Raw genomic sequence first — 20,082 nt, 5'->3', positions numbered from 1 at the left:
GTCGTAACATTGGCACCGCCTCGCCCTCCGAAAAAAACAACCGCTACCCTACTACCTGTCACCGTATGTCTTCGCTGCTCGCTTCATCCGTGCCATTGCACAACGCAATCTCAATATCATCCCGACATATCAAAAGGATCATTTCCGGCTTGATCGTGATTGCCGTGGCGATCGGCGCTACAGGTTGCGCTATTCAACCAGTTCCCATGTCGCCTCAAACTGCCGAGCGATTGAAATCTCAAGCGCCGATCCGCTTCCTGCTGACTTTCGACGATGGCCCTGCCCGTCCAAGGACTGACAATCCGACATTGTCCATACTGGATACGCTCGCGCACAATCAGCTACAACCCGGCATCAAAGCCCTCTTTTTTGTGCAAACCCGGTCGTCTGGTGCCGGTGAGACAGACTTTGGGCGAAACATAATGCGGCGTGAAATTGATGAAGGTCACTTGCTTGGCTTTCATAGCGCCACGCCACACCATGCAAACCATCGTTTCCTCAAACCCGAAATATTCGAGCAATCGCTAACCGTCGGCATTGCCGACATTACTGCCATCCAGGGAAGCGCACCGACACTGGTTCGGCCGCCGTTCTGGAACTACGACAAGCGTACTTTTGACGCTTACCAACAGCACGGCATGCACATTTTACTGACGGATTTGAGCGCCAACGATGGCAAGATATATGGCTTCAAGGCCAGCCCGACCAGACGCTCCAACATGCTGCATCTGTTGACTGATGTGCGCGAGCGGATTGCCGCAGGCGAGTTGCCGACGGTTGATGGAAGTATCCCGGTGGTGGTCACTTTTCACGATATAAATAGTTACACCGCCGATCACATGGCGGAATATTTGCAAATACTGATGGATTGCGCACGTGCGGTCCAACTGCCGACTGCAGCCAAGCCGTTTTACGACGACAAGGCCGCGCTGGAGCGTGCGGCACTGGCAAGAAGCATGCGTGACAGTGCGCAAGTTGTACGTCTGCCGGGGTTCTGGAACTGGCTGTGGGAAAAAATGTAATAAATGTCAGTGACGGCCGAACAACGCACCTATGCGCTGCGTATAGGCCGCGACGTTTTCCTCCGATGTAGCATCGACGCTGCGCAGGAATGCCTGCGCCCTGGCAGCGTAATCGGTCGCTTGCCGGTCGTGCGTCAGGACAGCCTCGGCCAGCGCCCTGGCGCCGTCGGCGACATCAAAATCGCGGTAGTAGTATCCCACCTGGCTCAGGTAGGGCGAATTGTGCACCAGCGGGTAACTGCCATATAGCGCATCGTAGAAAAGGTAATTGAGGCCGTTTTCCCACTGATGGGAAATGACGATGTCGGTATGCTCGGCGGCGAAGGCGCAAAACGGAAAGCGATGATCGGCCGTGGCCTTGCCGTCTTTGACCATTTCAAGGCCAAGGGCGAGGTGCTTGAACGCGCTGTTCTCCTTGATCTGGAAGGTGTTGGTCATGAAGACGTGAGCCAGCAAATCGGGGTGCGCGATATAAAACTGATTGGCCGCCAGCATCGGTATCAAAGTGCTTTTCACGACATTGATATTCGGCTCGAAAATTGCCACTCGCTTGGCGGCTCCGTGGTTTCGGTAACCCCATTTTTGCCGCAATTCAGGATTTTCCGCCAGCGCGGCTTCGATGAAATAAGGCGCCCAGATATGCGGTAGCACAAACACCGGGGCCTTATAGATGCTTTCCCAATAGCTCTTGCAGGTATGGACATGCTGGGGATTGGTCCACAGCTCGTCAAACGTGACCCGATGGGGATTGGGCTGCCACTGGTCGCGTCCGAAGGTCATGGTCTCGACAGCGATCACGTAGTCGTTGCCAAAGCGGAACGACACCGCCTTGCCGTTGCGCTGGCGTACATGCGCAACCTGTTCCGGCGACACGAAACCGTTCATCTCTACCAGCAGATCTGTCTTGTCCAGGACGCTCGATATGGGCCGTAGCGCGCGCTGCAGGTCTCCCATCAACAGGCCGGCAGGATAGGTCTTGATGCCGTCGCTGTGCACCAGCCAGACCTGATCGACCAGCGGCGACTTCCTCAGCAGCTGGTACAGGAAAAAACAATTCTGGTTGGCACCGTTGTACCAGATCGATTGCTGCGGATCGTCACTGATGTTCAGAGTGATGGCGACGTTTATCTTCATGATCTCAGATTCCGGTATTAGGAGAATTTTCCGACTGCGGCGACAGGCAGAACGTCTTTAGAGACTATCAATCACTTCACGGAAAAATTGACCGTGGTGCACTTTTTCTGCCTCGGTCAAAAAGCGCTTCTTGAGCTTGACGCGCATCGCATCGACGGCACGAGGCTGGCGGACGATTTCTTCTTGCGACTTGCCTTGGGCTGCAAGTTCGTCGCCGTAGGGCGACAAAAGATAGACCAGACTCACAGTATCGAAGCGGCACTCCCGCCAGTTGAGGTACCAGCACCAGTCGGTGTAATAAAGCCACGAGCGCTCGTTAAAGGCGCGCACATGGGTCGGGTCCTGCCAGGCGCCATATGACAGATCATAGGGAACCTCGACCTCCAGAATACCTCCGTCACACAACAAATCGAGGCAAGTGCGCATGCATTGCGTAAGGTTTTGAATGTGTTCAAATACGTGCTCGGACAAGATGTAATCGAACGACTCCTTAGCCAGCTTGATCTTGCCGAAGCGCCAGCTGTCGAATACCTGTTGGTGATCGAGAGAATGATTCAGGTCGAAAATCAGGTCGGCTCCGCGCTCAGGCATGATGTCCAGATTCAGACAATCGTATTTCCAGGTCTTGCCCGAGCCGATATTGAGCTTTTTCGGGGGTGAGAGGTCCGACTTGACGGCCAGGAAGCCGATCGGCTCACGTTCCAGATAATTGTCGACCGCCGCCTGCAGGCTGGTCAGCCAATCGCGCCCGCGAATGGCGCTGTATGCCCGGTTGGCCAGTTCTTCGCGGCGGACAGGGTCTGCGCACAGCTCGACACATAATGCGGGCAAAGCGTCGATGGGCGCGCCGGCCAAGCCGGCCAGCATATCGTTCTCGGCGTAAGTGTCGGGGCGGATTTCCGATACAACAGCCTTGCGGTTAGCGTACAGAAAGCTCAGGCGCACATCTTCCAGCACGTGAACTTCGTCGTAATAAGGCATATTGAGCACCAATTTCGCCCGCCCGATGTATTCGTCGCGTTGCTCGCGACTCCATGAGTCGACGGTGTCGGGAAATACCACGCGCAATCCCGCCGCCACGAGCTTGTCCAGGACGGCGCGGCGCCTCGGCGACAGGCTCCCATAAAACAGCACGTCGATGTCTTGCTGCTGGTGCTTTACCCGCTCCCATATCGGGCTGTAGCCGATCGGGACGTGCTGCATATCGGCGATGCCATACTGAGGCAGAAGGGACATATTGCGGCGGCTGTAATCCCAGTTGGGGAGTTGTCGCATCAAATGAAAATTGGTTGCCGTCACGACCTGGGGATGGGTGGAACCTACCTGCTCCAGATTGATATTGATCCCGCGCGCCATGCCATGTTTGCGATACTCCGACAGCGGCAGCGCAAACCCGGCGAAAAGCAAGTTGATCCGATCCGGGGAGACTACGCTTAGCCCGTAACTTGTCTCGTAGCCCAAACTTTGCAAACCCCATTGATAGGCTTCGCCGATATCGTCGAGGAACCGACTCATCAGGCATATATGAAACTGTGGGTGACTCATCGCACGACTGGCTCCTGATTAAAAATTATCGCGCTCTGAATGATGAATTCCAAGACGCTCTCTTTTCTGCTGTCCCACACGGAAACTCATTGGCGACAAACCAGACCGAGCGCAACTGCACCGGACCGTCGCCACTATACATGAGCTGCATTGATGGGCTTGGCACTAGTTTTCCCCCTCAAGTACATTTATTCGTTTTTGCACGCGGCTGATCCACTGATCTATGTAATCACGCAAAATGCGCCGATTCTCACCGTAGAGCGAAACGGCTTCCGAGCGCATCTGCAAGAGGCTTTTTTCGGCCGTCAGCAAAGCATTTGCGTCGTTTAAATGTACATCGCCAAATTGAATTTCAAGGACCGGAACCAGGTTTGATATGGCGTTTTCGTCCAGGGAAGGATAAAGCGCCCGAAGCAGCATGGCCCGAGTGCTTCTACTTGACTGGCGTACTGCTTCCACCTGATGACTGGCATTGGCATTGTGAATCCGGTATCGGACCAGCGTTTCCGGCAAATTGCGGAATTTTGCCCCCGCCAGCATTGCATCTGACCAGAACCGGAGATCGCGTGCACTTGGCAAAGACGTGTTCCACCATATTCCTCTCTGTATAAACCAGTCGCGGCGCCAAATTACGCTGGTTGTTACGAAATGACCGCCACCAACCAGAAGAGCGCACTTGATGTCACCATCAGCTAGAAATAAATTAGTCGTCGACTCTCCATCGCGTCCGAAGACTTGAGTTTGGGCGCCAACCAGTATCAGATCCGGATCGCTCTCCAGCGCTGCTACCTGAAGAAACAGACGATCGGGTAAAGAGATATCGTCGGCGTCCATCCGGGCGATGTACTTCCCTTTTGCAATCTGTATCCCGACGTTGGTGGCGGCGGCTTCACCTCGATTGCGGGATAAATGACAGACGACTATATTTTTGAAATTTTCATATTGTTTCAGTAAAGCCGATGTCTCATCGGTTGATCCGTCATTTACTACAATGATTTCAATGTCCGTAAAGGATTGATTAAGCAAGGACTGCAGGCACTCCTGCAAAAATGTATACCGGAACAATTATGGAAACCATCGGCGAGTGCGGGCATTGGCTATTCATTAGTGTCTACATTCTTAGTCTGGCAAACAAAATTACAGCGCACACTTGTGTTTTGGCATAGCGCAATTATCGATACCTGTAATAAACGATCATACTTCAGATAAAGCAGCCATCACATTTTCCACCCCAACGGTGTAACCAGAAGCTGCTGATGTGATTGTGTGATGGCTGCTCCGATTGACAGTGGCCAGGCGCTTGTCCGTTCACGGCTGCGCCATACCCTTGCCTCCCAAGCTACCAGGTCATCTCCCGCGACGCGTGACCAGCCAACTTTCCAGCGCTATGTGCGCGGCCGCACGGATCTGGCCAAAAATCAAGCCTATAACGAGCTACGGCACGATCCGCAATCAGACTCTAACTTATCGGGAAGTATATGAACAAATTCAACAGTTACGGCAAGTGCCTGACATGGCTCATGACATTGCTGCTGTGCTGCCTGGCGGCGGGATGCGGAGGGGGTGGAGATAGCAACGGACACGCCCCGGTCCCGGGCGGATCTGATTTAACACCGCAGACGAGCCGGCCCGCGGTGACGTTCACCGATCCCGCCGCTGGTGCTGCTGGTATCGCGATCAACACCAAGATCCTTGCCAGCTTCAGCAAGGCGATGACCCCGGCATCGATCAATGCAACGACTTTTACGCTAGCGGCTCCTGGCGCAGCTGCAGTAGCGGGAAGCGTGATGTTAAATCCCACAGGTAACAGCGCAACCTTCACGCCAACAGGCAATCTCGCAGCGAACACTCAGTTTACCGCCACGATTACTACCGCGGCTCTGGATGCAGGAGGCGTTGCGCTAGCCAGCAACTTCGTATGGACCTTTACGACCGGGGCTAGCGCTGACACCACATCTCCCACAGTGGTTTCGACCAACCCGGCTGATGCCGCCTCAGGCGTATGCACCAACAAATCTATCAACGCCACCTTCAACAAAGCGATCGATCCATTAACCGTCAGCACCGCAACCTTTACGGTGACAGGATCTGGCGCAGCGGCTATCGCAGGAACCGCAGCCTACAACCCGGCGATCAACATTGCGACCTTTACGCCTGCCGCCAGCCTTGCAGCTAGCGCCACATATACAGCCACGATTCACGGAGGATCCGGCGGCCTCAAAGATCTCGCGGGCAATGCACTGGCCAGCGACAAGATATGGACTTTTACAACCGGCACCACCAACTGTGGGCCGACAGGGCCGGTAGCACTTGGCGCAGCCGCCCCTTTCGGCAATCTGGGAGGTTCCGCCGGCGCCACCAATGCCGGAACGCTTACAGTGGTCAACGGAGATATCGGAAGCACATCGACGACGACTTCAGCACTGACCGGATTCCACGATCTGGCGGGAGATATTTATACGGAAACCGGATCCAATAAAGGCGCAGTGAACGGTAAGATCTACACTTGCACCGTCTCTACCCTTGGACCGACATCTGCTGCAATCAATGTCCAGTCATGCGCAATCGCAACCCAGGCCAGAAGCGACGCCCAGACCGCCTTTAACAACCTGTCTCCTGCTGCGTTGCCTGGCGGGACGGATCCTGGCGCCGGACAACTAGGCGGTCTCACTCTCTTCCCTGGCACCTATCAAGCGGCAGGAGGCTCATTCCAGATAACGGGGTCGGATCTTACCTTGGATGCACAGGGCGATGCGAATGCCGTCTGGGTTTTCCAGACTGCGAGTACGCTCACCGTGGGCGGTCCGGGAGCGCCGCGTAGCGTCATCCTGATCAACGGCGCGCAAGCCAAGAACGTATTTTGGCAGGTCGGCACGTCTGCCACGATTAACGGAGCGGGCGGCGGCACCATGGTAGGAACCATCCTCGCTTCATCTGCAGTTTCGTTCTCTACTGTCGGTAACGTACAAACGGTGGTATTGAACGGCAGGGCAGTCGGGCTGAATGCTTCCGTGACAATGACCAACACCATCATTAACGTGCCGGCGCCTTAAAAGCAGAAATCTCAAAGATCGGCTGAGTCATTTCGGCCGATCTTTGGCCCCGAATCAATTTTTCAGGAGTAAAAAATGAAGAAATATCTCACCGTTGCCGCAGGAATAATGGCAGGCGCCACACTGATGATACTTACGGCCCCGGCCATGGCAGGAGGCGTCGACGTTGGTGTAAGTATTGGGCTCCCGGGCGTCTATGTACAGCCTCGTCCGGTGTATGTGCAGCCAGAAGCGGTTTATGTGCAAACGCGCCCGGTCTATATTCAGCCGGAACATGAACAAGAATGGCGGGAGCGCCAGCTGCGGGCGCACCGGTGGCAAGAAGAGCGTGGACACGATCGCCGCGAGCATGATGACCAGGGCCGCCGCGGCCATGACCATGACCGCAATGAACAGCATGGCCACGACAACTGATTTTTATTGACCCTGACTACATGAGCGTTGACATGAGAACATTCATACATTTGTATCGCTATTATCGGCGAGGCGGTTACCATATAGTTCCAGCGATGAAACGAGCTAGTCGCGTCTGGAACCATGGATTTTAATCTGCAAAGGTAGAGGCGAAGAATGAAATTATCATCAACCATCGTAGTGCTATCGATTGTCGGGTTGTTGGCATTCACAAATCCCAAACTAGACAGCTACGAGCAGTACATTCATCAGGTAATCACTCAGGAAGCCAATAAACGGGATGACGTAACCCGAACACTGGGAACGTTATTTGGCGGAGTGGCTAGCAGCCTGATCACTAGCAGCACGGTGAGAAATAACTATGTTCTGTTCAGCACTTACGACTCGAACCTGGGGACTCGACATCTGAAATTTGTAGGCATCCTTGGCAATTTCTTTCAATTAACGTCCAAAAATTCGCAGGAAGCAAACCCAAATTAAACGGATCGCGAAAGCTTTCGGCATGTACTTCTGTGAATCGATCCGCCCCTGATCAACAAAACTCAGGGACGGATCCAGAAAAGCATTTTACGTTCTCTTTATTCAACTGGTAATACGCGCTGGCAGCCTCGGTTAAAGCTCTTCCAATTCGCCGTTTGCGACCATTTTTTTATGCGCGCTGTTGCTTGCCACAACTCCGATCCGGCCCTGCTTAGCGCGTCGTTGAGTTTCCGCCTGGGTGAACGATCCACGTGGTTGAGCGGCAATCGACACTGCGCCTACCCCATGCTCGCCATTGAGTTTGAACACCCTGACCACTTGCGCCAGATTATCAGCCTGCTCTTGCAGTGACAAGGTCGCGGCCGCAGCTTCTTCCACCAATGCCGCATTCTGCTGCGTCACCGTGTCCATCTCGCCAATGGCCTGATTAATCTGCTCGATGCCAGCTTCCTGCTCTCGGCTGGCAGAGGTGATCTCGCCCATGATGTCGGTTACCCGCTTGACGCTGGCGACGATCTCGCTCATGGTGCTGCCGGCCTGATTGACCAAGGTGCTGCCAACGTCGACTTTCTCGACCGAATCGTCAATCAGGAGCTTGATTTCTTTAGCTGCACCGGCAGAACGCTGCGCCAGGTTGCGCACTTCCGTCGCCACCACGGCAAAGCCGCGCCCCTGTTCGCCCGCACGGGCCGCTTCGACCGCCGCATTCAGCGCAAGGATGTTGGTTTGGAAAGCGATGCCGTCGATCACGCCGATGATGTCGACGATCTTCCGCGAAGAATCCTTGATTGAACTCATGGTGTCAACTACCTGAGATACGACCTCCCCTCCCTTGACCGCCACCTCCGATGCGGATACCGCCAACCGGTTAGCTTGATGTGCATTATCTGCATTTTGCTTAACTATGGAGGTCATTTCCTCCATCGAGGATGCGGTTTCCTCCAGCGAACTCGCCTGCTGCTCGGTGCGCGAAGAGAGATCCTGGTTGCCACTAGCGATCTGCGCCGATGCGGTGGCGATGGTATCGGTACCGTTACGCACCTGGCCGATAATGTTTTCCAGACTACCGTTCATATCCTTCAGCGCCCCCAACAATTGTCCTGTTTCATCCGTCGAGTTCACCACGATGGTACTGGTAAGGTCGCCGTCCGCAACCTTGCGTGCGATGATGACGGCTCCGCTCAACGGTCGCGTAATGCTGCGCGTCGCCAGCACGCCGACGAGTATGCCAATCAGAGTGGCTGCAATCGAGAGTACCAATACGATCATGCGTGTTTCATTGGCTTGCAGTTCCGACGCTTTGCCGGATTCCTCCATCAGCCCGGATTGAAATTTGGCCAGTTTGTCGAGAGTATCCTGATAGCTCAGTTGCACCGGACTCAAGTCGTCGAACAGGAGGTTCTTTGCTTCCTCCCTCTTATCGTCCGTCACAAGTTTGAGGAAGTTGGTTCTTGCGGCGATAAATTTTTGTCTGATTTCCGTGAGTGCCTTGAGAAGCTCACGGCCATTTTTGGTCGTGATGGTTTTGTCCAGTTTATCAATCGACTCGGTGATGACTTTGGAATTTTTCTCGATACCTGAAAACTCCTTCTTCAGGCTATCAGGATTCGTCACTAGAAGGATATTACGCAGGGATTGCGCGGTTTCATTCAGCTCATCCTTGATCATATGGATGAGAACCGTTTTTGGATAACGGTCCGTATTTGTCAAATCGATATTTTCGCTCAACCCGCCGACACGAACATAGGAAAGGGTCGCTAGCACTAACAGCAATGTGATGACGGCACTAAAACCCAGGAATAATTTCTGACCAATTTTCAGATTTCGGAGATTCATTCTATTTTCCTTAGTTAATGAAGCGATTTCATGCATCTGTAATCTGTATTTCGATGATGCCGACCCAGTTGTCGGCACCTGCTGATCAATGTCAATCAGATACAGAAGGCGTTCATCCAGACCGACGGACTGCCAGGCTCTATTAGTCATTCAATACACAAGATCTTGAACCGGAACATTCCCGCCAAGTACACGCTTCAAGCGATCTGCCAATTCATAGCGCCTGATGGAAATGTTGTTGCCGGGTGTACGTCTTTGAGTAGAAATAGAAACGCATTACCCACCAATTTTTGTGCGACACATGCATTAACGGCAACATCTGCAAAAACTTTAAGGTGAAGGGAAGGTTCATATGATGTTTTTTTGATTCCGAAATTGCCCCTGAACCACCAAACTTCTTGGCGGACTCGCTTATTTCTATTCGACAAATGCTGATGACAATGATTGAGGATTGCTTGAGATATCAAGAGCCGGATCGCGATTGCTTCCGGCATATGCTTCACTTAAAACAAATGTTAATTTACTGAGATGGACCCGACACCACCAATAGGATCAGACTAACGTTTCATCCAATTTACGTGTGGAGGTCTGTCATGGATATCGACATTCTCGGAATTGATTTAGCCTGTGTCATGATCGTGTTGACTAAGACGGATTATGGCAACACAATAAAAACCAAATGCCAATCCCGTATCTGAGACGACTGACCGGCAAAGTGCGTACCCAGCAGGCCAACCGCCATCTGGCGTGCTTCCTGTCGTTTATTGCAGGCGCGATCAATGCTGGCGGCTTCCTGGCCGTGGGACAATATACATCGCATATGTCCGGAATTATTTCGGCAATGGCAGATCACCTCGCGCTTGGCTCGATTAGCCTGATGGTGGCTGGTTTTGCTTCACTTGTGCTCTTCACGTTTGGCGCCGCCTGCTCTGCAGTCTGCATTAATTGGGCTAGAAAGCGGAATCTGCATGGAGAATATGCATTACCGCTGATGCTGGAAGCCGTTTTGCTACTATTGTTCGGCCTGCTGGGCGGCAATCTGGAAAATCACCAATGGTTGTTGGCTCCAGCTACGGTGTTACTGTTGTGCTTCATCATGGGGCTGCAAAATGCCATCATTACCAAAATCTCGAAAGCGGAAATTCGCACCACCCATATGACCGGCATGGTCACCGATATCGGCATAGAACTGGGCAAAATGTTCTATTGGAACAGCGGCAGACATGACCTCAAATATGCGGTCCACGCCGACCTGCTCAAAATACGTTTGCTGGGAACCCTGGTTTTATTGTTCTTTAGCGGTGGCTTTGTTGGCGCACTGGGTTTTAAAAATATAGGATTTATCTCAACGGTACCGCTGGCCGCAACGTTGATGGCTTTAGCGATTGTGCCGATTGCAGATGATTTGCGACATGTGCTGCGCAATATCTTGGGACGATGAAGTTAAGTCGCAAAGAATTTGTAAACAAGCGATCACACTTCGGATAAATCGGGCATCACATTCCCCATCCCCTCAAACATCTTTCAAGTTTGCAAACCCGCGTAAAAGGCACCTATCGCGGGTGTAGTTCAATGGTGGAACGAAAGCTTCCCAATCTCATCTGTTTTTCCATATGTGGCGCGGCTTTACAGCCGATTTCCGCTCCGCAAATATCCAAATTTTTTCGTCCTCCGTCCCCGCAATTGCGCGGGTTCAAATATTTTTCGGAGCGATTTACGCGCTGTCTTCCACCTAATAAAGCCGCCGATTTTGGCATCGGATAACGTCATGTCATCCCATTAAAAATGCAGTTGGCACTGTCAAAACTACCAGCTAGACATCTGGCAACAAAAATCTATAATCATATTTGTGCACCGCACAATGCGCCATTTGAATCCATAGCACTCTGCAAACAACGGCTAGTCTTTAACCACCTTTCGTCGTCCTATTCGTCCTATTAATGTCGTCTGTTTTTATAACCCCGACTCCTTGGAGAAGCCATGTCTACCGTCGCAGAACAATTTTCAGCCGCCACTAAAGCCAATTTTGAAGCGAATCTGGCCCTGTTCACCGATTTCACTACAAAAGCATTTGCTGGCGTGGAAAAATTGATCGACCTCAACCTGAGTGCTGCCAAAGCTTCTCTGGCAGAGTCGACCGCCACAACCCAGAAACTGTTTGCCGCGAAAGACCCGCAAGAATTTTTCACACTGAGCGCGGCCCTGGCCCAACCGAACGCGGAAAAAGCCATTGCTTACGGTCGTCATTTCGCCAGCATCGCTTCCGGCACACAAGCTGAGCTGGCCAAGACAGCAGAAGCGCAAGTTGCAGAAACCAAGCGTAAAGTCATCGAGTTCGTTGACCAGGCATCGAAAAACGTGCCACCAGGCGCAGAAGGCGCAGTTGCTTTCGTCAAATCGGCAATCGGCAGCGCCAACACCGGTTACGAACAGTTCGCCAAAAACACCAGGCAAGCTGTTGAAACTCTGGAAACCAACGTTAACAACGCTGTCGACCAATTGTCCCAGGCTGCTACCAAGACTGCAGCTCGTTCGACCAAGAAGTAATCTGTAAGGGGGGAGTGATGTCCTGATTCCAGACGGGTGTTCGATTCCCTTCCCACCATTCCCCCGATTGCCACAGAGCCGGTAAACGCCAGGAATGATAAAAATTGCAAACAAAAGGATCTTGACTTTGTTTTGTTGTCAGCAAAGGTGATTTTAGAAAAAATGATTTTCAGCAAGTTTTTCGTCGTACTATATCTGTATTGAGCATTATCATTTACGCCTGAGTGCGCCTTTGGAGCCGGGACCGGCCCTGTGTTTAGGACTAAGTTCAGGCAAAAATCGGAGGCGCACATGAGTGGCATCATTGTTGCAGACGAAACATCCGGGGCCATCCGACTCGTGACCAAGGTCTATGCGAGCCTGCTCCTGGCATGTTTTGCGCTACTTCCAGCCTATCTGATTGCCTATCTGTTCTTTTTTCAGGATCCCACCCTCAAATTCGAAGATCATGCGTTCCATGTCATTGCGATCGCGGCAGCCACCCTGGAAGGGCTGTTTGTGACCTACGTAACGTGGCGCTGCTACCGGTCATCCGGAGAACCGCTACTTCGCTGGATGACGCTAGGTTTTCTCGGTTTTGTGTTGATCTATGCACTGCATGGCGCGTTCACAGGACTCGCACACCACAACCTCTGGCTATTCCTGCTGTATGGCCCTGCCTCGCGCTTGGTCATGGCAATCTTACTGTTCGTCGCGCTACTGTCTTACCACCGTCCGTCTGACGCTGCGGACCAACGCATACAGCCCCGGCCGTGGTTGATGTGGGTAGGGTTGTTCGTACTGGTGGATCTGGCAGTGGCATACGTCGCGAATTCGACCATCGCCGGTCATCTTGCGGTGCGTCTGTCGATGGAAGGTGGAGCTCTCGTTTTTTCCGTATTGAATGTGACGGTGCTCCTGCAGCGCCGAATCCGTTCGCCGCTCATGACGATTTTCGCCATCTCGGTAACGGCGTTCGCACTGGCCTCTCTCGCGTTCATCCTAGGGCGACCGTGGAATCATATGTGGTGGCTCGCGCATGCGATCTTCGCCGCCGGATTTTTCTTGTTGAGCTATGGGGTAGTGCAAGCATTCCTCACCACGCGATCATTCTCGACGATATACAGCCAGGAGGAAATGATGGCGAGGCTCGCCGCAGCAATGGCGCGAACTGAGAACGCACTACGCGAACTTGAGCGCACCAATCGAACGCTCGAGCGCCTGGCGGCGACCGACCCGCTGACGGGCGCGGACAATCGACGGCGGTTCACCGAGCAGGTCGAAGCCGAGATGGCCCGGATTCATCGCGGTGGTGAACCGTTTTCCGTTCTGGCACTCGATCTGGATAATTTCAAGGCCATCAACGACCGCTACGGCCATCAGGCTGGTGATGACATCCTGAAGGGATTCGTGCAGAGATGCCTCGATGCGATCCGGCCGTATGACGGAGTCGCCCGAGTGGGGGGAGAAGAGTTCATGGTGCTGTTGCCGCGGACTGTTCTCGAAGCTGCGCGTGATATCGCCGAGCGCCTCCGAGCATCCATTGCAAGTAGTTCATTTGAGAGCGGCCGGCAGCGACAAATCCCGGTCACGGTAAGTATCGGCGTATCACAATTCGGCCGCGACGGCGACACCATAGACGCGATCGTAAGCGCAGCCGACGAGCGACTATACGACGCTAAACACCAAGGGCGCAATCGCGTAGTCACAGCTATCCAAATTGGCAACCAGCCCCTCTTGTCCTGATCACTATTTTTAAGTCGCTAAAAGCGCTGACACCGACATACCGCATCGATTCAAATAGTAATAAAGGTGAAAATCTTCAATTTCGCTGCAGACGGTGTAATTTGAAAATCACGTTCCATGAAAAACGTTTCCTTTGTTGAGCAAGATGATTCTTTTAAAATAAAAGGAGAAATCAATGGATATCGATTTCGGCTGGCCATTGCCACCGCACTTGGAGTTGGCCCCCGCACCTCGCACAACGCATAATGGCAATACGCCATGCATCGTAACCTTGAACGATGGCCATCGGCATGCAGGCAATCTGCTGGGCTTTGATCAAGAGGCCTCATTTCTCGAATTTCGTCCTGAGCACACCGTCGACAATCTTCGTATTAGTTTTTCCAAACTCAGAAGCATCCGCTTAACGTCGCCGATAGAACTGAAGAAAATGGCATTGCCTTTGACGGTAGAAGCGCAAAAAAACCCAGCCATCCCAGTCAAACAAAGATGCGTAATTTTTTTTAAAGATGGCGAACGTTTGGTATCTGAAACAGTCGGCCACGTACCTCGTGAAATCGGGCTTTTTTTATTCCTGATCAGTGCAGGCAACAGCGTTTTGCGCTGGTTCATTCCAACGCAAACAATTGCCAGTTATCAGATTGGCGACAAGCTAGGAAAGATGCTGATAGATGAGAATATTGTGCCGGCCGACGCGATTGAAGCGGGGCTGGAAAAACAGAGCCGACTGCGGGAATCCAAGCTGGGAGACTACTTGCAACTAGAGCATCTGGTCACAGAAAAACAAGTGGAAATGGCGCTGCAAAAGCAAAAATCAATGCCCCGTCTTAAACTTGGAGAAGCGTTGATTCAGGAAAATCTGATCACCAATGAGCAGCTGGCGCAAGCGCTAAAGAGACAGGAGGAAGATAGGAAGTTGCACTTAGGTGAAATTCTTATTGACATGGGTTTTGTCACTAAAGAAAGCATAAAGAGGATATTGGCGCAAAAGCTAGGTATTCCTTTTGTTACGTTACCTAAATTTCAGTTTGACTTGGAGTTGACCAAGATCGTACCTGTCGACATCGTACGCAAATATTCTGTGATGCCGCTATACCGAACCCAGTCGCGCATGGTGGTCGCAATGGAAGATCCCCTGTCATCGGAAGCTTTGAAGGCATTAGCGTTTTGTAGCAAACTCTCGATCGACCCCGTCATGGCGTCTGAGATTGACCTGGTCACTATCATTGCAAAATTTTTTGGCGGGCAAGGGGAACGTCAGGATATCGCTGAATTTGTTTCCAAATTAGACGGCGGTAGCGGCATCGAAGCAAGCCAGGCCGCAAACGAAGTGATTACAGAATCAGACAACACCATGGTTCGCCTAGTCAACAAGATTATCCTTGATGCCTATGAACAAGGCGCATCCGATATCCACATCGAAGTCATGAAAGGAAATGAACCCACTCAGGTCCGCTTTCGTAAGGACGGGATCATGGTCGCTTACTCCGACATTCCGGCGAACTACCGCAACGCCTTGATTTCCCGCCTTAAAATCATGAGCCGTCTCGACATTTCGGAGAAGCGGCGTTCGCAGGACGGGAAGATGAATTTTGAGCAGTTTGGCCCTGCAAAAATTGAGCTTCGCGTCGTCACCATGCCGACTACCGAAGGCCTGGAAGACATCGTGATGCGGATACTTGCCGCGCCCAAGGCTTTATCCCTGGATGCATTGGGCTTGTCCCCCGCGGTACTGGAAGGACTCAAAAAACTCGCCCTCAAACCACATGGGCTGTTATTCGTTTGCGGCCCGACAGGGTCAGGCAAGACGACAACGTTGCATTCTTTGCTCAGTTATATCAATACCCCCGAGCGCAAAATATGGACGGTCGAGGATCCCATAGAAATTACCCAGAAAGGTCTGCGGCAAGTTCAGGTTCACGCAAAAATCGATTTAACTTTTGCCGCTGTATTGCGCAGCTTTTTGCGCGCAGATCCTGATGTCATTATGGTGGGAGAAACAAGGGATCCAGAAACGGCCAAGACGGTCATTGAGGCTTCACTTACCGGTCATCTGGTATTTTCGACCTTGCATACCAACAGTGCTGTCGAAAGTGTCGTCAGGTTATTGGATCTTGGCCTGGACCCGTTCAATTTTGCAGACGCATTGCTAGGGGTGCTCGGACAACGACTCACACGTAGATTGTGCACAGCCTGCCGCCAACGTTATTCTGCGACAGCTGAGCAAGTCCAAATGCTTGCCTATGAATATTGTTTGGAAACTGAACTGCGAGCAGACGAAATAGTAGCGCATTGGAAAAAGCAATATGGTCACGACGGCAACACGCTCACTTTATGCAAGGCGGTAGGCTGCGAAAAATGCGATAAGAGCGGTTACAAAGGAAGATTAGGGGTGCATGAGCTGCTGCTTAACACGTCCGCCATTAAGAAAAAAATTCATGCGAGAGCGAATGTACCGGAGATCTTACAAACCGCCATCGGTGAAGGCATGCGCACCTTAAAACAAGATGGGATCGACAAAATATTTCAGGGCTTAACTGACTGGGAGCAAGTAAGAATGCTCTAAGGCGGCCGGCCGTAGATCGATTAAACATCCGCCTCCTGCTCAGGAGACGGATGGATTTCACTCAAAACGATCAGGAATCATTTACCTTCTCCAGCTGTATCGGTTGCTTGGCAGCTGGCGCTTCCGTCTTGTCAAAATACTGCTTCAAGGCCATGATCTCGCGCGACACCTCCTCAGGAAAACCTTTGCGCGTCCCTCTTTGATCCAGCAAGAGTTCGGCAAATAGTCTCTCGCAGGCAGTACGCCTCAGCCAAATTTCGGCAAATTGGTTAGCGATACGCGGATAATGCTTAATTAACCATAGCGGCCAAATTTCTGTAGGCAACGATAACAACCAGTTATATGTCTGCTCCTGCAAATTCAAATCGGCAGGTCCCAGCATGCGACGCAAGTGCTCCCAGTTTTTTTCTTGCCTGTTACGCAACGCCTCATCAAGTACGGCTTTTGCTTCCGAAACTGAAACTTTTTCGAATGGGATTGAGTCCATAACGCTTCCAAAAAAAGGAGAGCCGAATTTATCGCGCGTCAACCAACATATAAGTGTTACGCATGTCAATTGAAGCGTTCGGCCCCAGTTGAAAGATTCCCTGTGGAATTTATTTTACACACTATTAAAGCGTTGTACATCGACTGCTATTACAAAGACAAAGCAGCATCGGGCATTTTGTGGCTTGTAAGTGATTACTCGGTGCGATGTATCCCGAAAACTCCAGATTCAGTCAATTAAATAAAAAATAACTTTTGGCATTGATCCAATTAGGTCTATGATTAACAATAGTTTCCATGCGAAAACTATTTTAGTCGCATTGACTTTTGCAAGGGCACAAAGTGTTCAAATTTTGCGATAGAAAAAGAATTCCGCTACGGCTTCAAGCGCTTTTATCCGCGCCAGAGCTTCTTCCTCAACCCTCGGACTGGACCAGGGCCAAGGGGGCAGTTCGCTGTCATTGCACGTCATTGACGCCTTTTCATATCCAATGCTGTGCCTCTGCATCAGCTAATACGGCGACGGAATTTGTGCTGAACTAACGACATGGATTTCATCGTGTTTTGGTAAACAGGCGATGTGAAAAGTAAGCGTCTGCTTAGCGCCGTCTGTACTACCTGATCCGATGCCTGCATGATTGAATTGGGTGCACAAATTGAATGTGCCCACAATTTCAATTATGGACACAAAAATTCAACCAGTCATTTCGTCCCCAAAGCGCGGCCCGTACCGTCGGCACACAGTCGAATTTAAGCGTGCCGTTGTTGCGCGCTCGTTGGCGATCGGCACGTCGGTCTCACGTGTGGCTCGCGAGTACAACGTGAACGCCAACCAAGTCTTCGCCTGGCGCAAGCAGTTTGGTGAAGTGCCGCACAACGTCGCTGCCGACGGAGCTTGCCAACTGCTACCGATCACGGTGACCGAATCGGCGCCGCTATCTTGCGATAGCGCTGAGAGCGCAATGCCCGCTGCCGGTGTGATCGTGCTTAACGTGGGACGGGTGCAACTGCGCCTGGAAGGCAGCGTTGACGCGACGACGCTAGCCCAGGTGCTGGGGCGCCTGCTACCGTGATCGGCCTGCCGGCGGGCACGCGCATCTGGCTGGCGGCCGGCGTCACGGACATGCGTTGCGGCTTCAATGGTCTGGCCGCCAAAGCCCAAACGGCTTTGCAGGAAGATCCGTTCAGCGGGCATGTGTTCGTGTTCCGGGGCCGGCGCGGCGACATCATCAAATTGCTCTGGTGGACCGGTGACGGTTTGTGCCTGCTGGCTAAACGGCTTGAGCGCGGCCGCTTCGTCTGGCCGCAGGCCGTCGACGGCGTGGTGTCGCTGACCCAGGCCCAGCTGTCGATGCTGCTTGAAGGCATAGACTGGCGCCGCCCTGAGCGCACTTGGCGGCCATCGTCGGCCTTGTAAACGTTGCGAGGCTCGCGTAAACTTGGCGCATGCTCAGCTCAGCCGACCTGCCCAACGACATCGATGCCTTGAAGGCGTTGTTGCTCGCCAGCGAGCGCTTGTTGCAAGAACGTGACGATCAACTGGCCGGCCTGACCGAGCAACTCAATACGCGCGCCGTCGAGATCGAGCACCTCAAGTTGCAGATCGCCAAGCTGCGGCGTATGCAGTTCGGTCGCAAGTCCGAGAAACTTGACCATCAGATCGAGCAACTGGAACTGCAACTCGAAGACCTGCAGGCCGACGAAGGCGAAGCGGGGCGCGAGATGCCGGCCGCCGACCAGGCACCGCGCAAGAAGTCGGTGCGCCGCCCCTTGCCTGACCATCTGCCGCGCGACGAGAAGATCTATGCACCGCCAGCTGATGCCTGCCCGGCCTGCGGCGGCGGTTTGCGCCAGCTCGGCTGCGACGTGGCCGAGCAGCTTGAGTTCGTGCCGGCAAGCTTCCGCGTGATCCGCCATGTACGCCCCAAGCTGGCCTGCTCCTGCTGCGACGCGATCGTGCAGGCGCCAGCGCCCAGCCGGCCAATCGAACGAGGCATCGCCGGCCCGGGCCTGCTGGCGCACATCCTGGTGGCCAAGTTCGCCGACCACTTGCCGTTGTATCGCCAGTCGGTGATCTATGCACGCGAAGGTGTTGAGCTTGATCGCGCCTTGCTGGCCAGCTGGGTCGGTGCCGCCAGTGCGCTGTTGCGCCCGTTGGTCGATGCAATCCGGCGCCACGTGCTGGCAGCGTCCAAGCTGCATGCCGACGACACCCCGATCCCGGTGCTCGCGCCCGGCAACGGCAAGACCAAGACGGCACGTCTGTGGACCTATGTGCGCGATGACCGGCCCGCTGGTGATACCACGCCGCCGGCGGTGTGGTTTGCTTATACGCCGGATCGTAAAGGCATCCATCCGCAAACCCACCTGGCAAAGTTCGAAGGCGTGCTGCAGGCTGACGCGTATGCGGGCTTCAACGCGCTGTTTGAAGGCGGCACCATCCGCGAAGCGGCATGCTGGGCGCATGCGCGGCGCAAGTTCTACGATCTGCACGCGGCCAGGCCAACGGCCTTGACTACCGAGGCGCTGCGCCGGGTCGCAGAGCTGTATGTGATCGAGGCCGAGATCCGGGGCAAGCCGCCCGATGAACGAAGACATATCCGCCAAGCCCGATCACGCCCGCTGGTCGATAACTTCGAACACTGGCTGCGTGCCACGTTAGAGACACTGTCGCGCAAGTCCGACACGGCAGCGGCGATCCTGTATGCCCTCAAGCTGTGGCCGGCGCTGGTGCGCTACTGCGACGATGGCACCATCGAGATCGACAACTCTGCTGCCGAGCGCGCCTTGCGCGGCGTGGCGATCGGCCGTCGCAACTACCTATTTGCCGGTGCCGACAGCGGCGGCGAGCGCGCTGCCGCCATCTACTCGTTGATTGGCACTGCCAAACTCAATGGTGTCGACCCCGAGGCTTGGTTGCGCCATGTGCTGGCCCATATCGCTGACCATCCGGTCAACCGTGTTGAAGACTTCCTGCCATGGAACTGCGCGACGCTAGTGCCATCTAGTTCCAACCACTCGAGAAGCACATAATTCCCACACAATCTGCTTTGCGATAATGCGAACATTTCCTACACAATCTGCTTTACTGAAAAGCAGATTGTGTAGGAAAAAAAACAAACACAACTGACCCGTTAACATAAATTTCGACGCAAATTTGGATATGCCATTCATGCATGCCAAAACAGGTGAAAATCACGATTCGGCTTCGCGTCGTTACTCTCAATCATCCTAAACTCAGCAGGCCTTGTCCACACGGTACAGGGAAGACGCTTAC

The 20,082-nt window shown here is 53.1% G+C and carries 16 protein-coding genes and 1 pseudogene; 11 read left to right on the top strand and 6 right to left on the bottom strand.

Annotation, left to right across the window (positions count from 1 at the left end):
- Positions 1-206: 206 nt before the first annotated feature.
- The gene (locus tag BM029_RS18505) at positions 207-1,022 is read left to right on the top strand and encodes a polysaccharide deacetylase family protein (protein WP_244545120.1); all 816 of its coding nucleotides are present in this window, start codon (positions 207-209) and stop codon (positions 1,020-1,022) included.
- Between the two features lie 6 nt (positions 1,023-1,028).
- Here the strand turns inward: BM029_RS18505 and BM029_RS18500 are convergent, their stop codons facing one another.
- From BM029_RS18500 to BM029_RS18490, 3 genes are all read right to left on the bottom strand, one after another.
- A complete protein-coding gene (locus BM029_RS18500) occupies positions 1,029-2,156 on the bottom strand; it encodes a DUF2827 family protein (protein WP_092438519.1) in 1,128 nt (375 codons plus the stop codon).
- 57 nt (positions 2,157-2,213) lie between these two features.
- Positions 2,214-3,701, bottom strand: coding sequence for a methyltransferase domain-containing protein (locus BM029_RS18495; protein WP_092438517.1), 1,488 nt, complete (start codon positions 3,699-3,701; stop codon positions 2,214-2,216).
- Between the two features lie 165 nt (positions 3,702-3,866).
- Entirely contained in the window at positions 3,867-4,748 is an 882-nt protein-coding gene (locus BM029_RS18490; RefSeq protein WP_256381616.1) for a glycosyltransferase family 2 protein, read from the bottom strand.
- Positions 4,749-5,179: 431 nt separating this feature from the next.
- Here BM029_RS18490 and BM029_RS18485 point away from each other — a divergent pair, with 431 nt between their 5' ends.
- The 3 genes from BM029_RS18485 to BM029_RS26650 all read left to right on the top strand — a co-directional run bounded on the left by BM029_RS18485 (position 5,180) and on the right by BM029_RS26650 (position 7,648).
- Positions 5,180-6,754, top strand: coding sequence for an ice-binding family protein (locus BM029_RS18485; RefSeq protein WP_092438513.1), 1,575 nt, complete (start codon positions 5,180-5,182; stop codon positions 6,752-6,754).
- Positions 6,755-6,829: 75 nt separating this feature from the next.
- Positions 6,830-7,168, top strand: coding sequence for a PXPV repeat protein (locus tag BM029_RS18480; protein ID WP_092438511.1), 339 nt, complete (start codon positions 6,830-6,832; stop codon positions 7,166-7,168).
- A gap of 156 nt (positions 7,169-7,324) precedes the next feature.
- Positions 7,325-7,648 (top strand): DUF4359 domain-containing protein, encoded by a 324-nt coding sequence (locus tag BM029_RS26650; protein ID WP_092438509.1) that lies wholly within the window; start codon positions 7,325-7,327, stop codon positions 7,646-7,648.
- Between the two features lie 132 nt (positions 7,649-7,780).
- On the opposite strand, the gene BM029_RS18470 is transcribed toward BM029_RS26650, so the two are convergent.
- Positions 7,781-9,484, bottom strand: a complete 1,704-nt coding sequence (locus BM029_RS18470) for a methyl-accepting chemotaxis protein (protein WP_092438507.1) — start codon at positions 9,482-9,484, stop codon at positions 7,781-7,783.
- Positions 9,485-9,681: 197 nt separating this feature from the next.
- Positions 9,682-9,978 carry a hypothetical protein gene (locus BM029_RS25700; RefSeq protein ID WP_139217282.1) on the bottom strand — a complete coding sequence of 99 codons (297 nt, stop codon included), beginning with the start codon at positions 9,976-9,978 and terminating at the stop codon, positions 9,682-9,684.
- Between the two features lie 185 nt (positions 9,979-10,163).
- On the opposite strand from BM029_RS25700, the pseudogene BM029_RS18465 reads away from it, so the two are divergent.
- The 4 genes and pseudogenes from BM029_RS18465 to BM029_RS18450 form a co-directional block, all read left to right on the top strand.
- Positions 10,164-10,895, top strand: a pseudogene (locus tag BM029_RS18465) (YoaK family protein); the annotation flags it as partial.
- Positions 10,896-11,464: 569 nt separating this feature from the next.
- Complete coding sequence (locus BM029_RS18460; protein WP_092438503.1) at positions 11,465-12,031, top strand: phasin family protein; 567 nt, start codon at positions 11,465-11,467, stop codon at positions 12,029-12,031.
- 291 nt (positions 12,032-12,322) lie between these two features.
- A complete protein-coding gene (locus tag BM029_RS18455; RefSeq protein WP_092438501.1) occupies positions 12,323-13,756 on the top strand; it encodes a GGDEF domain-containing protein in 1,434 nt (477 codons plus the stop codon).
- Between the two features lie 175 nt (positions 13,757-13,931).
- On the top strand, positions 13,932-16,319 hold the full coding sequence (locus BM029_RS18450; RefSeq protein ID WP_092438499.1) for a GspE/PulE family protein: 2,388 nt from the start codon (positions 13,932-13,934) through the stop codon (positions 16,317-16,319).
- 70 nt (positions 16,320-16,389) lie between these two features.
- On the opposite strand, the gene BM029_RS18445 is transcribed toward BM029_RS18450, so the two are convergent.
- A complete protein-coding gene (locus tag BM029_RS18445) occupies positions 16,390-16,806 on the bottom strand; it encodes a hypothetical protein (RefSeq protein WP_092438497.1) in 417 nt (138 codons plus the stop codon).
- A 679-nt stretch (positions 16,807-17,485) separates the two neighbouring features.
- Here BM029_RS18445 and BM029_RS26475 point away from each other — a divergent pair.
- Genes BM029_RS26475 through BM029_RS18430 form a run of 3 tightly spaced genes read left to right on the top strand, consistent with a single transcriptional unit; the run spans position 17,486 to position 19,838 of the window.
- On the top strand, positions 17,486-17,878 hold the full coding sequence (locus BM029_RS26475) for an IS66-like element accessory protein TnpA (protein ID WP_092436101.1): 393 nt from the start codon (positions 17,486-17,488) through the stop codon (positions 17,876-17,878).
- A complete protein-coding gene (gene tnpB, locus BM029_RS18435; RefSeq protein ID WP_092436103.1) occupies positions 17,875-18,222 on the top strand; it encodes an IS66 family insertion sequence element accessory protein TnpB in 348 nt (115 codons plus the stop codon). The genes BM029_RS26475 and tnpB overlap by 4 nt, the downstream gene beginning before the upstream one ends.
- Positions 18,223-18,251: 29 nt before the next feature.
- Positions 18,252-19,838, top strand: coding sequence for an IS66 family transposase (locus tag BM029_RS18430; RefSeq protein WP_092436105.1), 1,587 nt, complete (start codon positions 18,252-18,254; stop codon positions 19,836-19,838).
- The last annotated feature ends 244 nt before the right edge of the window (positions 19,839-20,082 follow it).

The organism is Collimonas sp. OK607 (assembly GCF_900111995.1).
In the GTDB taxonomy this organism is placed as follows: domain Bacteria; phylum Pseudomonadota; class Gammaproteobacteria; order Burkholderiales; family Burkholderiaceae_D; genus Collimonas.
This window is presented reverse-complemented; position numbering and strand designations above follow the sequence as displayed.